This window comes from Thermococcus sp. Bubb.Bath (assembly GCF_012027595.1).
Classification (GTDB): Archaea; Methanobacteriota_B; Thermococci; order Thermococcales; family Thermococcaceae; genus Thermococcus.
This window is the reverse complement of the sequence record NZ_SNUR01000004.1, coordinates 79,809-91,828: the sequence shown is the minus strand read 5'-3', so window position 1 is coordinate 91,828 and position 12,020 is coordinate 79,809. Positions and strand designations below refer to the sequence as shown.

18 protein-coding genes are annotated in these 12,020 nt (G+C 51.7%); 9 read left to right on the top strand and 9 right to left on the bottom strand.

The window, feature by feature from the left end:
• The first annotated feature begins 24 nt into the window (after positions 1–24).
• Positions 25–462: a nucleotidyltransferase gene (locus tag E3E29_RS09230; protein ID WP_167910694.1), complete on the top strand. Its 438-nt coding sequence runs from the start codon at positions 25–27 to the stop codon at positions 460–462.
• Positions 459–1,064 (top strand): molybdenum cofactor guanylyltransferase MobA, encoded by a 606-nt coding sequence (gene mobA, locus E3E29_RS09225; RefSeq protein ID WP_167910693.1) that lies wholly within the window; start codon positions 459–461, stop codon positions 1,062–1,064. The genes E3E29_RS09230 and mobA overlap by 4 nt, the downstream gene beginning before the upstream one ends.
• Here the strand turns inward: mobA and E3E29_RS09220 are convergent.
• The 7 genes from E3E29_RS09220 to hypA form a co-directional block, all read right to left on the bottom strand.
• Entirely contained in the window at positions 1,021–1,461 is a 441-nt protein-coding gene (locus E3E29_RS09220) for a PIN domain-containing protein (RefSeq protein WP_167910692.1), read from the bottom strand. The two genes, mobA and E3E29_RS09220, sit on opposite strands and share 44 nt — an antisense overlap.
• Positions 1,439–1,657 carry a hypothetical protein gene (locus tag E3E29_RS09215; RefSeq protein WP_167910691.1) on the bottom strand — a complete coding sequence of 73 codons (219 nt, stop codon included), beginning with the start codon at positions 1,655–1,657 and terminating at the stop codon, positions 1,439–1,441. The genes E3E29_RS09220 and E3E29_RS09215 overlap by 23 nt, the downstream gene beginning before the upstream one ends.
• Before the next feature lie 66 nt (positions 1,658–1,723).
• Positions 1,724–2,197 (bottom strand): hydrogenase 3 maturation endopeptidase HyCI, encoded by a 474-nt coding sequence (locus E3E29_RS09210; RefSeq protein ID WP_167910782.1) that lies wholly within the window; start codon positions 2,195–2,197, stop codon positions 1,724–1,726.
• A complete protein-coding gene (locus E3E29_RS09205) occupies positions 2,184–2,570 on the bottom strand; it encodes a HEPN domain-containing protein (RefSeq protein ID WP_167910690.1) in 387 nt (128 codons plus the stop codon). Before E3E29_RS09205 ends, E3E29_RS09210 begins: the two co-directional genes overlap by 14 nt.
• 74 nt (positions 2,571–2,644) lie before the next feature.
• Positions 2,645–2,887 (bottom strand): nucleotidyltransferase domain-containing protein, encoded by a 243-nt coding sequence (locus E3E29_RS09200; protein ID WP_167910689.1) that lies wholly within the window; start codon positions 2,885–2,887, stop codon positions 2,645–2,647.
• Positions 2,888–2,936: 49 nt separating this feature from the next.
• On the bottom strand, positions 2,937–3,683 hold the full coding sequence (locus E3E29_RS09195) for an Mrp/NBP35 family ATP-binding protein (RefSeq protein ID WP_167910781.1): 747 nt from the start codon (positions 3,681–3,683) through the stop codon (positions 2,937–2,939).
• A complete protein-coding gene (gene hypA / locus E3E29_RS09190) occupies positions 3,683–4,102 on the bottom strand; it encodes a hydrogenase nickel incorporation protein HypA (RefSeq protein WP_167910688.1) in 420 nt (139 codons plus the stop codon). Before hypA ends, E3E29_RS09195 begins: the two co-directional genes overlap by 1 nt.
• An 88-nt stretch (positions 4,103–4,190) precedes the next feature.
• On the opposite strand from hypA, the gene nikR reads away from it, so the two are divergent.
• The 7 genes from nikR to E3E29_RS09155 all read left to right on the top strand — a co-directional run bounded on the left by nikR (position 4,191) and on the right by E3E29_RS09155 (position 10,508).
• Positions 4,191–4,607, top strand: coding sequence for a nickel-responsive transcriptional regulator NikR (gene nikR / locus E3E29_RS09185; protein WP_167910687.1), 417 nt, complete (start codon positions 4,191–4,193; stop codon positions 4,605–4,607).
• Positions 4,608–4,731: 124 nt separating this feature from the next.
• A complete protein-coding gene (locus E3E29_RS09180) occupies positions 4,732–5,424 on the top strand; it encodes an FmdE family protein (protein ID WP_167910686.1) in 693 nt (230 codons plus the stop codon).
• Position 5,425: 1 nt separating this feature from the next.
• Positions 5,426–6,589, top strand: a complete 1,164-nt coding sequence (locus tag E3E29_RS09175) for an iron ABC transporter substrate-binding protein (protein ID WP_167910780.1) — start codon at positions 5,426–5,428, stop codon at positions 6,587–6,589.
• A 5-nt stretch (positions 6,590–6,594) separates the two neighbouring features.
• Positions 6,595–7,629, top strand: coding sequence for an iron ABC transporter permease (locus E3E29_RS09170; protein WP_167910779.1), 1,035 nt, complete (start codon positions 6,595–6,597; stop codon positions 7,627–7,629).
• Complete coding sequence (locus E3E29_RS09165; RefSeq protein ID WP_167910685.1) at positions 7,626–8,366, top strand: ABC transporter ATP-binding protein; 741 nt, start codon at positions 7,626–7,628, stop codon at positions 8,364–8,366. Before E3E29_RS09170 ends, E3E29_RS09165 begins: the two co-directional genes overlap by 4 nt.
• An 82-nt stretch (positions 8,367–8,448) precedes the next feature.
• The gene (locus tag E3E29_RS09160) at positions 8,449–9,345 is read left to right on the top strand and encodes an Mrp/NBP35 family ATP-binding protein (protein WP_167910684.1); all 897 of its coding nucleotides are present in this window, start codon (positions 8,449–8,451) and stop codon (positions 9,343–9,345) included.
• Positions 9,346–9,470: 125 nt separating this feature from the next.
• Positions 9,471–10,508 (top strand): hypothetical protein, encoded by a 1,038-nt coding sequence (locus E3E29_RS09155; protein WP_167910683.1) that lies wholly within the window; start codon positions 9,471–9,473, stop codon positions 10,506–10,508.
• Here E3E29_RS09155 and E3E29_RS09150 read toward each other — a convergent pair.
• Together E3E29_RS09150 and tfe are read right to left on the bottom strand one after the other, a co-directional pair.
• The gene (locus E3E29_RS09150) at positions 10,498–11,223 is read right to left on the bottom strand and encodes a DUF2110 family protein (protein ID WP_167910682.1); all 726 of its coding nucleotides are present in this window, start codon (positions 11,221–11,223) and stop codon (positions 10,498–10,500) included. The genes E3E29_RS09155 and E3E29_RS09150 overlap by 11 nt on opposite strands.
• 47 nt (positions 11,224–11,270) lie before the next feature.
• The gene (gene tfe / locus E3E29_RS09145; protein ID WP_167910681.1) at positions 11,271–11,882 is read right to left on the bottom strand and encodes a transcription factor E; all 612 of its coding nucleotides are present in this window, start codon (positions 11,880–11,882) and stop codon (positions 11,271–11,273) included.
• Positions 11,883–12,020: the final 138 nt, after the last annotated feature.

Below are 12,020 nucleotides of genomic sequence, written 5' to 3'. Positions count from 1 at the left end.
AATCTCTTTTGAGGGGGTGGAATCGTGGGAATAAAGGAGGCAAAAACGGAGCTTGTAAAGCTCATAAAGAACTTTTACGGCGACAATCTGCTTTCGATAATTTTCTACGGCCAGCACCTCAAGGATCCGAGCTTTCCGGAGATAGATGTAGTCGTGATAATTGAGGAGCCCTACGACCCGGTGAAGATGAACCGCGTTGCGGACTTCGTTGAGAACATCAGGGATCCAATAGAAGCGAAGTACGGCTATCACGTATCCTTCGAGCTCTACACGAGGGAAGAGGCCGAGAACTTCCACTCCGGCTACCTCGATGTAATTGTCAACTATGATGTGGCCTATGACAAAGAGGACTACTTCCAGAACCTCATGAAAGATATGCTCGACCCGAAGAAGACCATGGAGTACGTGAAGTACATCAGCACAATCGAGTACATTCCAGTGGATAGGGAGGAGAAGGAATGATAGGAGCCATCTTGGCAGGTGGGAGGGGCAGGCGCTTCGGTGGAGATAAGCTTCTCTTCAGGATCAACGGGAAGCCCCTCCTGCTCTACACCCTTGAGAGATTGGAGCAGGCGGAAAAAATAGACAAGATAGTTCTCGTTGCCTCGAAGGAAAACGCGGAGAATGTGAAGGGTTTTGGGTATAAGGTTGTGGTTGATGAACTGATGGTCGGGCCGATGGGCGGGATTCACGCCGCTTTGAGCCTCGGCGATGCCTTTGTTGTCGCCGGCGATATGCCTCTCCTCGTCCCTGAGTTCATCGACTTCATCATCGAGAGCTTTCAGAAGGCCAAAAAGCCCGCCTGTGTGCCAAGGTGGGGCAATGGCTACCTCGAACCACTCCATGCGGCTTATTCAAGCTCGTTTAGGGGCTTTTTAGAGGAGCGGATAAACTCAGGGAACTACGCGATAAACCAGGCGATAAGGGAGAGCGACGCCTGTTATGTTGAGATTGAAAAACTGCCGGAGGGCTGGAGGGAGAGCTTTTTCAACGTGAACACAAGGGAGGATTTGGGGAGGCTCACTCCACTGAGAACCCGAGACAGTCTGGATACATTGAGATGATCTCCCCTGTGTTCATGACTTTTATTCCTCCAATCTCCTTCAGAGCCTTGTCATTGCTCCATAGTATGGCATCAAATTTTAGAGCCAAGGCAACGAAGTCCACATCCTTTGGATCCGGTGTGATACCCACTGCAACATCAATCCAATCCTCATAAGAGGGGTACTCAACGAAGAGAATGTACTTCCTGAGGCGGTCGAGGATTTTGTTAAACTCCTCTTCTGAGATTCCAGCTTTTTTCTGGATCAGCTTAGAATACCTCCTCAGCTCTTCGAGTAGATATTCCGGAGCATAAATCGTTGAAACAGCTGAAATGCAGAGGATTAACCTTCGGGTGGTACTCTCACGCTTGAAAAACGAGAAGAGCACGTTGGTATCAACCACGATTCTTTCTCTCAAAGAAAGCCCTCCTCCTCGCCCCTATCTCCTTTGTGATTTCTTCAATGTCCTCATCGGTAAGCTCGGAGTTCTTTAGGAGGTGGTCTAGCTCGGCTAGTTCTCTAAGCCTCTCTTCTATCAGCTTAGCAAATCCCTTAGCGATTTTTGGATCAATGCCCTCTGGGACGTGAATCGTTATCGTGCCCATCTTAACCACGATCAAAAATTTTCACGGAATTTTAAATAGCTTTCTTACTTGTTCTTCAGAATCTCCGCAATCAGCTCAGCCCTCTAATATTTTAGCAAGCAGTTCTGCTAACCTCCCCGCCCGCTCCCTTATTAGCTCGCTCGGCTCCTCAAAGAGTCCCGTTGAACCCGGCTGACAGCCTATCAGGACGAAGTCCGCCTTGATGAACGTCTTCATGTACTGGGTCACGAACTTGAGTGGAAGGCCGTGGGTCGAAACGGCTTCTCCAAGAGTTCCCTCTGGGTCTGCTATGATGAACTCTCCAACATCTCCCCTGAAGTCCACAGCATCAACGAAGACGACAAGGTCTGGATTGAAGCCCGCTATCTTGCTCGTGTAGTTCTCTGGAACCTCGCCGCAGTTGATTACAAGGACTCCAGGATTTTTTACCAGCTCCTTCAGCCTCTCCGCAACGAGGACACCGAAGGCATCGTCTCCCCTTATGTCGTTGCCAATTCCACATATCACGATCCTCTTTTTTCCGGAGAAGATTTCCTCAAGGGCGTTCATTTTGATCACCAAGCTTATCAATCACGAAGTCCAGAACTGCCTTTGCTATTTCAATGGCCTCTTCGGCGAGTTCTTTCGGGACGGAATAGTAGCCGGTATATTGAACTTCCACTGCAAAGTCGGAAAGGTAGTGGGCATTGATCTCATAGAGCTCCTGAAACGAAGGGTCTATCCCTCTGCATTTTTCTGTGAGATAGGCAATGTCATGAGTTTTCATTATAGGCCGCCCGTTCTTAACGAGAAAAGCCTTCAGGAATTTCTCAACCGCCTGTTGTGCATGGAATGCCACGTAATCGTAGATGCCGTTCTCAAGGGCAAGCTCTGCCAGCTTCAAATCGTCCTCTCCCTTTCTAATCCAGTCGAGGTGGCTCATACCTTTATGCCCTCCCTGAGAGCGTAGTAGTAGATGTATTCCCTGGAGTCCTTCAGCCTTGAGAGATCTTCCCTCTAGATAACGAGTATATCAGAGGCCATACCCCCTTTGGCAAGCCTTTTTCGTATCTCCCCGGTAAGCTTTAGACGCTCCTTCCAATCAAGCTTTTCGACCGTGACTATGAGGATGTCCCAGTCGGAGTCGGGGCGGGCATTGCCTTTAGCCCGAGAGCCGAAGAGAATTACATCAACAACGGGAATCCCGAGCTCTTTTGAGACGGCCTTAACAGTCTCTCTGATGAGCTTTATTCCATTCATGCCCCCACCAGTAAGGAAATGGAAACAACGGAGAAAAACCTTTTCTCCCTTAAAGCTTCCCAGCCAGCTCCCTTATCTTCCCTGTAAACTCTGTCTTCATTAGTTCTTCAACGTTTCCAACCTTCGAGTCGAGGTCAGGATAGAACGGTATGCTGGCCAGGTAGGGAACGCCGAACTCCTCCGCGAGCCTTTCAACGTCCTTCTCCTCGTCGAGTTGCTCCGAACGGAGTTTCATGTTCTCAACGACCCCAATGACCTTGTGTCCTTCCTCCTTGAGGAGCTCAATGAGCTTCCTCACAACGTTGAGAGAGAGCTTCGAGGGCGTCGCGACCACCAGGAACTCTCCTCTCTTAAGGAAGCGGAGGACATCGAGGAGCTGGTCACCTAAACCTGGGGGCATGTCTATGATGAGGTAGTCAAGCTCGTCCCAGCGGGTTATCGTGAGCAGTTCGATGAGGGCATCACTTATCTCCTTCCCGCGGAGAGGGGTGGGCCTGTCTTCGGTGTAGTAGGCTATCGTCATGAATTTTATTCCGTGAACAATGTGAGGGACAACACCTTTGTCCTCCTCGGGGAACTCCTTGGGCTCAAAACCGAGAATGACGTGGTCGCTCGCGCCGTGGAAATCTAAGTCCAGAAGGCCGACCTTGTAGCCCTTCTCCGCCAGGACAAGAGCGAGGGTCGTTGATACGAGCGACTTCCCAACGCCGCCCTTTCCGCTGACGACGGGTATGATGCGCTTGACCCCTTCAAGCCTCGCGTTTATCGCTATCTCGCGCGGGTCTATTCCAGCCATCATGCATCTCCCCCCTTCTCAATCATTATTCCGGCGACGTAAACGCCCCTACCTTTGACGATCTCGAAGTCATGACTTCCGCACTTCGGACAGGCCAAAAAGGCGTGAACAACCTCTGGAATGAAGTGCATGTCCTCCCTCAGGCGCTCGTCGAATCTGTTCTTAACTTCCCTGAGCTTCCATTCATAGCCGCAGTTCCGGCACCTGAAGACAGCTTCCTCCCCAATGAACTCTATCTTCGCTCCCTCTGCAATCGTGCCAGAGAAAAGCTGTTCCATTGCGAACTTCACTATCTCCCCATCAACGTCCTGCAGTTCCCCAAGGACTACCTTGACCGCCTTGACGCGCTTCGCTCCTTCTCTGTTGGCGTAGTCAAGGACGGTCCTAACTATGGCATCCGCCAGTGCCCACTCGTGCATGGTATCACCGGTACTGGTTGGGGGTGCTACCTTAAAAAGGGAGGAGTTGAAAACCATACGTTAATATGTCTGCAAGCGGGTGATTACCATGGGCATCGTTAGGTTCGGTGTTTCGGTTCCAGAGGAGCTTCTCCAGAGGTTTGACAGGATCATCGAGGAGAAGGGCTACGTCAACAGGAGTGAGGCCATAAGGGACATGATGCGCGACTTCATAGTGCGGCACGAGTGGGAAACTGGCGATTCCGAGGTTGCCGGGACAATAACTATGCTTTACAACCACGACGAGGCGGAGGTTGTCAAAGAACTCCTAGATTTACAGCATGAGTATTTAGGGGAGATAATCTCGAGTGTCCACGTTCACATGGACAAGCACAACTGCCTTGAGGTCGTTATCGTCAAGGGCAAGGCGAGCAGGATAAAGGAGATAGCGGACAGGCTCCTGAGCCTGAAGGGCGTGAAGCACGGCAAGCTCGTCATGACCGGGACAGGAAGGGAGCTGGTTTAACATCTGAAGATCTGTTGGGGATTGTCCCCCTTTTTTCAAGTTGATGTTTGAACCCCTTGGTTCATAACACGATAAAAGAGAAAAGGTTAAAAATTGTGTTACTTGTTTTTAATCTGGTGATACCATGCTCAACCTCAACCGGCTTGTGGAGGGGAGGGACGCAGAGGGAGTGCTTGAATATGCGAGGGAGTTCCACGGGCACGTCTGTCCATACCTTGCGCTTGGAATAAGGGCGTCTCTGGTGGCAATGGAGGAGCTCGGCGTTGGAAGGCTTGATTACTCCGGAAGCGTCGACGAATCAATCCTAGCGATAGTCGAGGTCAACAGTTGCTTCGCCGATGGCGTTCAGGTTACCACCGGTTGCACCCTGGGCAACAATTCGCTCATCTATCTCGACCTAGGGAAGACGGCTTTAACCCTCGTGAAGCGCTCGACGTGGGAGGGCGTCAGGGTCTATGCAGACGCAGAAAAACTGGAGAAGTACTACCCTCCCGGGGCGACCGAGCTTTTTAACAAAGTCGTCAGGGAGAGGAAAGGAACACCTGAGGAGAAGACAAGGCTCTGGGAGCTTTGGGAAGAAGCTGCCCACAGGATACTACACATGCCAAAGGACGAGTTTAAAGTAGAGCACGTTAACGTGCCACCAATAGAGCAGGCCCCCATATTCGAGAGCGTGCGCTGTTCCAAGTGCGGGGAACTCGTTATGGAAACGAGGGCCGTTTACATAGAGGGAAAACCCTACTGCCTCAGCTGTGCTGGGGAGAAGTTCCTGGGCGTTGTTGGCAGGGGAATAGTGGAGTTTAAAGGTGGTGATTGAATTGAGGAGGCTCTTTGCAATCTTTCTCATAGCGATGGTAGTGGCTGTCAGTGGGTGCATAGGTTCAAGTAACGTTTCCAGCAACTCTCCCACCACCGCCAAGGCATCTCCGAGCGTGACGGTATCTCCTCAGTACGTCCAGGTAACCGACGCCCTAGGGAGAACTGTCAAGGTGCCGGTCAACGTTACCCGCGTCGTTGCAGTTGGCCCTGGGGCACTGAGGATGATGGTATACCTGAACGCAACGGATAAGGTGGTTGGAATCGAGGAGTTTGAGAAGCGCTTCCCCTATGGGAGGCCCTACGTACTCGCCCACCCTGAGCTTCTAAAACTGCCCATAATCGGACCTGGCGGACCTGGGAAACTACCGAACTTCGAGGCGCTCATTAAGGTCCATCCACAGGTCATCTTCATGGTTTTTGTGAGCAGAAGTGAGGCCAATGAGGTTCAGAGCAAAACTGGAATTCCAGTTGTGGTCCTAAGCTACGGAACGCTGAGCAACTTCACAGACAGGGAGTTCTTCAACTCGCTTCTCCTAGCCGGGAAGATACTCGGAAAGGAGAAGAGAGCAGAGAACGTCATTAGATTCATAGAGAATCAACAGAGCTACCTCGAGAATCTCACAAATGGTCTTGAAGGTCCGACAGTTTACGTCGGCGGGATCGGCTACAAGGGCGCTCATGGGATTACAAGCACATACACTGACTACGCGCCTTTTACAGTTCTTCACCTGAACAACATCGCCTCGAAGGTAGGGAGTAAAAGCGGCTGGGCGCAGGTTGACAAAGAGTTCCTGCTGAAGGAGAACCCGGATTATCTCTTCATCGACGAGGGAGGCCTGAAGATAATCCTGAGTGACTACAATAGCAATCCCAGCTTCTATAACTCACTTAAAGCGGTCAAGAAAGGCCACGTTTACGGTGTCTTGCCTTACAACTTTTACAACACCAACATGGGGATAGCGATTGCCGATGCATACTATATCGGAAAGGTGATTTACCCGGAGAGGTTCAAGAATATCGACCCTATTAAGAAGGCGAATGAGATTCTCGAGTTCCTCGATGGAAAGCCCGTCTACGGTCAGCTGGCCAATGAGTTCGGTGGTTTTGGTGAGGTAAACCTCACGAACGGGAGCGTGACCTACGGACTGCCGACAAACCCGTGATGGCCATGGACTATAGGGTTTACATAAGACAGAGACTCCTCATAGGTTTTTCCCTTTTTCTGATCTTACTAGCCGTCTCTCTCCTCTCACTCTCACTTGGAGAGTACCACGTGCCGCTGAGGGCTATATTTGACGTTCTTTCAGGTGGCGGAAACCCTGATGACAGACTTGTCATCCTCGGCATAAGACTGCCCAGGATAATGGCGGGAATTCTCGTTGGGGCATCTATGGGAGTGGCCGGAGCCGTTCTTCAGGGGTACCTGAGGAATCCGCTGGCGACGCCCTTCACGATGGGCGTTTCGCATGGGGCCATGTTCGGTGCTTCCCTAGCGATAATCCTTGGTGCGGGCTACTCGCTCAATTCCGGCCAGGTTTTTCTCAACAACCCCTACGCCGTGGTGCTATTCGCTTTCCTTGGGGCAATAAGCGCGACCCTCGTCATTCTCACTCTGGCGAGGCTGAGGGGTCTATCGCCGGAGGCCATAGTTTTAGCTGGAGTCGCCATGAGCTCCCTCTTCGTCGCGTTGACCACGCTCGTCCAGTACTTCGCCAATGAGCTTCAGCTCTCGGCGATGGTCTACTGGAGCTTTGGGAACCTCGCCAGGGCCACATGGCGGGAAGATGGGATTATGACGGTTGCCTTCACCCTCATCTTCGCCTACTTTCTCCCTAGAAGGTGGGATCTCAACGCCTCGACGCTCGGCGATGACATTGCAAAGAGCGTCGGGGTGAACATAGAACGTGAGAGGCTCATCGGAACGTTACTCTCGGCGTTCATAACCTCCGTGACGGTTGCCTTCGTGGGGGTTATAGGCTTCATAGGTCTGATAGCCCCCCATTCTATGAGGCTTACAGCCGGTGGGGACTACCGCTTTCTGATTCCCCTCTCAGCCCTGGCCGGGGCGTTGCTTCTGGTTTCCGCCGATTTGCTCGCTAGGATCATCCTATCACCGATGAACCTGCCCGTTGGCGTTATAACCTCCTTCCTAGGCGCCCCAGCGTTCATCTACCTTCTAGTAAAGATGGAGGGCAGGACATGATAAAGGTTAGAGACCTTCACTTCTCCTACAACGGCATAGAGGTTCTGAGGGGGATAAACTTCAAAGCCGGGACCGGTGAGTTCATTGCAATCCTTGGACCAAACGGGGCTGGAAAGAGCACCTTCGTGAAGTGCTTGGCGGGAATAGTGAGATGTAACGGTGTTGAAATACTCGGCCGGCCGATTGGAGAGTACTCTCCAAGAGAACTGGCCAGAATCGTTGCCTACGTTCCCCAGAGGGTGGGAAGGGGATTCATGACAGTATTCGATACGGTGCTCCTCGGCAGGAGACCCTACATGGGGCTAACCCCCAGCAGGGAGGATTTAAAGACCGTTGAGAACGCCCTTAGGAGGCTCGGCATTGAACACCTCGCCCTAAAAAAGACGAACGATATAAGCGGTGGGGAGCTTCAGAAGGTTAGTATAGCTAGGGCCCTGGCCCAAGAACCGAGGATACTCATATTGGACGAGCCGACGAACAACCTCGACCTTAAGAGCCAGCTTGAGGTTATGAAGCTTGCGCGCGAGTTCTCCTCGGAAGGTAGGACTGTGATAATGGTGGTACACGACATCAACCTAGCGCTGCGCTTTGCACATAGGTTTGTCTTTATCACAGAAGGAACGGTCGTTGCGGAGGGCACTCACGATGTTCTAAGCCCCGACCTGTTCAAAAGGGTCTACGGGACAGACGTCGAGATTGGGAAGGTGCGTGGAATTCCCGTTGTTGTTCCCCTTTAATTACACAAATATGGGTAATACTGATAGAAACTTGGACAAAGCTTTTAAGAAGTTAAGGAAAATCCATGTGGAGGTGTGTTAAATGACGATCAAAGCCCCAACTCTCAATGTAGGCGGCCTCAATGCCGACCCAACTGAGCAGAGGATAACGGAGAAGCAGGCTAAGTGGAAGTACAAGATAGCCGTCCTCAGCGGCAAGGGGGGAGTTGGAAAGAGCACCGTTGCCGTCAACCTCGCGGCGACCCTCGCCAAGAAGGGCTATTTCGTTGGAGTCCTAGACGCCGACATACACGGCCCGAACGTGGCCAAGATGCTCGGAGTGGAGAAGGCAGAAGTCCTGGCCGAGAGGCTGGAGGACGGAAGGTTCGAGATGCTCCCACCGATGAACGACTTTATGGGCCAGATAACCCCCATAAAAGTCATGAGCATGGGCTTCCTCGTTCCAGAGGATCAGCCGGTGATATGGCGCGGGCCGCTCGTGACGAAGGCCATAAAGCAGCTCCTCGGTGACGTCAAGTGGGGTGAGCTCGACTTCATGATAATCGACTTCCCCCCGGGGACTGGCGACGAGATACTCACCGTTACCCAGACGCTCCAGCTCGATGCTGCAGTGATAGTCACCACTCCGCAGGAGGTTGCCTTACTCGACACTGGAAAGGCAGTAAACATGATGAAGAAGATGGAGGTTCCATACGTCGCAGTGATCGAAAACATGAGCTACCTCATCTGCCCACACTGTGGCAACGAGATAGACCTCTTTGGCAGGGGCGGCGGCAGGAAGCTCGCCGAGAAGGAGGGCGTTGACTTCCTAGGGGAAATCCCAATTGACCTCAAGGCCAGGGAAGCCAGTGACACCGGAATCCCGATAGCCCTCTACGAGGACACGGTGGCGGCCAAAGCGTTCTCAGAGATAGCTAAAAAGCTCGTTCAGAAACTCGAAAGCATGAAGAAAGAGGAAAAGGAAGAAGAAGGGGAATGACTTTCCTCTTATAATATTTTAGGATTCAAAACAGGAATGTTTCTCCGTTCTACAGTTCTTTTATCGCCTCAAGCCATCCGGGTTAACTTTTTAACGGGTTCATCGCACCGGTCTAGGGGGGACTGATGAGACGAGGTGACGTTTTAATCGGGCTCTTTCTCGTAGCCGCCGTTGGAGTAACTCTAACAGGGGAGGCATACACGGCGGGAACACGTGTGATTAACGCAGGTGGGATCAGCTTTTCTGCTATGAACATGCTCGTGTTCATTCTCTTCTCCCTCGTCACCATCGCGTTATTTGCCCGTCACCTGGGCACGAAGGGATACGCCTGGGCGTTTTACCTGATAGCGGTTTCAACCGTGGCGGTGTGGCTGGACAACACCCCTCCTCTCATCGATAAGAGCTCGCTAAATGTCCTAAACGGTTATATTAACTCGCTGCTCCCGTGGGAGGTTCATATATCTCCGGAGGGCGCCTTTTACGCTTACGTCTATTTGCTCCTTCTCCTTGTAACTGCGGTATTCTACACTGCCCCTCGGAGGGCAAGGGAGATGGGCTTCCTAACGTTTGGCCTCCTCTTTTCAATGCCCGTTTTCAGGGCCTTCCTATATCCCCCCTCGTTTGATATGGTAGGAATAACTGCATTCGCGATATCCCTTGCCCTCGCTTCAACCCTCGTGTTTTCCCCCAATCCTATCATCGCAGCCTTTCAAACTATAGTACTCTCCGCAACGTCTGTGGTAGCGATAGCGGTTCAGCCCTGGACCGCCGTTATGCCATTTGCCTTCGCTTTTTCCTTCCCACGGAAGAAGAGAAACCTCGCATATGTAGCAATGGTCGTGCTTGGAATACTCGGTCTGCTCCATTTTCATCTCTTCATTCATCCCCCTGCAGTGGAATACAGCGACAGAAGTGTTCTTCTCCAGGTTCTCCTCCCACTGGGAGTTGTAATCTATGCCCCCCTCACGGGAACGGGCAAAGAAATCAGGATCCTTAAGACGAGAAAAGGAACAACGCCGTTCTTTCTGGCCAATACTACAATCCTTGGGTTGGTAGCCCTCGAACGGCCAGAGGTCTTACCTTACGCCATTATCTGCCTGGTGGTGCTGGCCGTGAGGTCAATTTACATCCTAGGAAAAGATGAGAAGGGAATCAAAATTTAATGGCACCGATGAGGGTTCCCTTTAAGTGGGGGCCTATCTCCTTGATAATTCCAGGTGCCTGCGTGCCCTTCTTCAGGACGAGAAGGGTCTCCATGAGCCCGAGTTCCTCTATTCTCCGCACGTCCCTGCCATGGCCGGTTTTTATGAGGACCTCCTCGACGTTCTCACTTATCGTCCCCGCGATGAAGAGCTTGTCGTGGCCATCCTCAAGCCAGCCCCTGATGCGCTTGAGTTGCGCTTCGCTGAAGGTCAGCTCAATCTCCCTGGCCCCAAACTCGACCCTCTCAACAGTGACTTCCACGGGGAGGTTGTCCACCCAGCCAAACTTCCGTATCATCTCCCTGACCGGGAGCTCCCCGAAGGTGCGTTTGAGGTAGTAGAGGGGTATGAGTCCATCCTTGGGCTTGGGTTGTAGGACACCGATATCCACGTAAAGACCGTAGCCAACGGAACCCAGCTCTATAAAACGCCCTCTGTAGGATTCCCCCTCTTTAAGGGTCTTGAGGCTGTAAGGAATTTCCCCAAACTCATCTCTGATCAGGTTGGCGCTTATCTCCTCGTCCTCACCGGCGAGGGAAACCTTTACCCAGTTCTTTGAAACCGCGGAGAGCTTCCATACAACGTCCAGCTCACCCAAGAGGGAGTTCAGCTTCCTGTCGAGCTTCGAAAAACCGCTTCTATCACCGTATATTTTCTCTGGAATAACAACGTCCATAGGTTCACATCCCGAAGTTTTTATCCATTCTTCAAACTACGAACCAATCATGCAGCCGCCTTGGCCGTCTTCTTCGACCCGGAGGATTTGGAGGATTTAGAAGATTTGGAGGACTTCGAAGACTTGGAAGAACCAGGTTTCTTCCTGAGGCCCAGCTCTTCCTCAAGCTCGGCTATTCTGCGCTTGAGGTCCTCAACCAGGGCACTGTTGTCGTACTCCATGAGTATGCCACCACAGATCGGGCACTGGAACTGGTAGTCCATCGCCTCGTCGAAGGTAAGCCTTGGGTGTCCAGGGGTGCCGCACCAGTAGTAAATCTCCCCGGTTTCCTCCTGAAGCTGCTTTTTGAGCTCTTCCAGCTCTTTCATCTTCCTGTTTCTGATTATCTCGTCAAGCCTCTTGGTCACGAGGAACCAGTAGTAATAGTACCAGCCGGTTTCCTTGTCCCTTATTCTCCTGAAGTCGGCGATTCCAATGTCATAGAACGCGTAGAGTATCCTTCGAACGGTGTTTATCCTTATTTCCGTAGCCTCTGCCAGCTCCTCATCGGTGGACTCTTTCTGCTTTTCGAGAGCCTTGACTACCGCAACGGCCTCCTCTCCGCCTATGTCCATTGCAAGCTCAAGGAGTTCCTTGCGCTTCGACTTTTTTCGTGCCACCCTAAACGACCTCCAGAACTTATTTCATTGAGTACGTAATCATCCAATATACTATTATGACGAAAGCAGTATATATAGATTTTTGTCGAAACGACAACGTTGGTGTCTCATAGTGTTCATTAAGCGAACTGAGTGCAT